1 pseudogene is annotated in these 1,239 nt (G+C 72.1%); it reads right to left on the bottom strand.

Features of this window, described 5'->3' with window-relative positions:
* Nucleotides 1–41: 41 nt before the first annotated feature.
* Nucleotides 42–1,239, bottom strand: a pseudogene (locus tag ASG00_RS17905) (bifunctional [glutamine synthetase] adenylyltransferase/[glutamine synthetase]-adenylyl-L-tyrosine phosphorylase); the annotation flags it as partial.

The following is a 1,239-nucleotide window of genomic DNA, read 5'->3' as shown; positions in this document are numbered from 1 at the left end:
CTTCGGCGTTCCCGTGCCTGACGCGCCGGTAGCGGCCGGGTTCAGCCGTAGAAGAGGCGCTCGAACACCTGCCGTGCCCGGCGCGAGGTGCGCATCCAGTCCTCCTCGACGCGGGTCGCGGAGCCGGGCGGGTACTCGAGGAGGCGAGCGATGCCCTCGAGGCGCGCGCGATCGGTGGGCAGCACGTCGCTGGTCTGTCCGGAGAGCAGCGTGTTGGCCGACCGGAGACGCGACGCGAGGCGCCAGGCCTCGCTCAGCCGCTCGTAGGCGGGCCGCGGGATGAGTCCCTCGTCCACGGCGACCGATAGCGCGGCGAGCGTGGACGTCGTGCGGAGGGCGGGGAGCCGACCGGCGTGCTCGTGCTGAAGCAGTTGCACGAGCCATTCGACGTCGCTGAGTCCGCCCGGGCCGAGCTTGAGATGGCGCTCCGGCCGAACGCCCTGTGGGAGCCGTTCGCTCTCGACGCGCGCCTTGATGCGCTTGATCTCGCGCAGGCCCTGCACGTCGACATCGCGGGGGTAGCGCACCTCGTCGGCCACCTCGAAGAAGGCCGTGACCAGCTTCACGCTCCCCGCGACGCCGCGTGCGCGAAGGAGTGCCTGCGCCTCCCACGAGAGCGACCAGCGCCGGTAGTACTCCGTGTACGCGTCGAGCGACCGCGCCAGCGGGCCGTTGCGCCCCTCGGGGCGCAGATCGGCGTCGAGGTCGAGGGGTGCACGATGGTCCTCTGAGGAGGCGCGTAGCGCCGCGACGAGGCGCAGGGCGAGCTCGTGGGCGCGCTGCGGGTCGACCCCGTTCGGACGATAGACGTACATGACATCCGCGTCGGAGCCGAAACCGAGCTCGGCGCCGCCGAGGCGGCCCATCGCGATCACGGAGAAGTCGAGCGCGTCGTCCTCGGGAGGGACGACCTCGCGGCGCACGGCCCGGAGGGTCGCCTGGATCGCGACATCCGTGATCGTCGACAGTGCGGCCGCGATCTCATCGATCGTCAGGACGCCGAGCACCGCGCCCATCGCCGTGCGCAGCAGCTCGCGTCGACGCAGCGCCCGCACGGAGCGCATGGCTTCCTCCGTCTCGGGATGCCGCGTCTGGATGGCGCGCGCCTCGTCCTGCAGCGCGACGCCCGACCGCGGCCGCAGCAACGCGTTGTCGTCGAGCCAGGCGACGGACTCCGGGATCCACTCCATCAGCTCGCCGATATACCGGGAGCCGGACAGCACCCGGGTGAGTCGCTCC

Source organism: Microbacterium sp. Leaf351, assembly GCF_001423825.1.
GTDB classification, from domain to species: domain Bacteria; phylum Actinomycetota; class Actinomycetes; order Actinomycetales; family Microbacteriaceae; genus Microbacterium; species Microbacterium ginsengisoli.
Note: the sequence above shows the minus strand (reverse complement) of the source record. Positions and strands in the feature narration are given on the sequence as shown.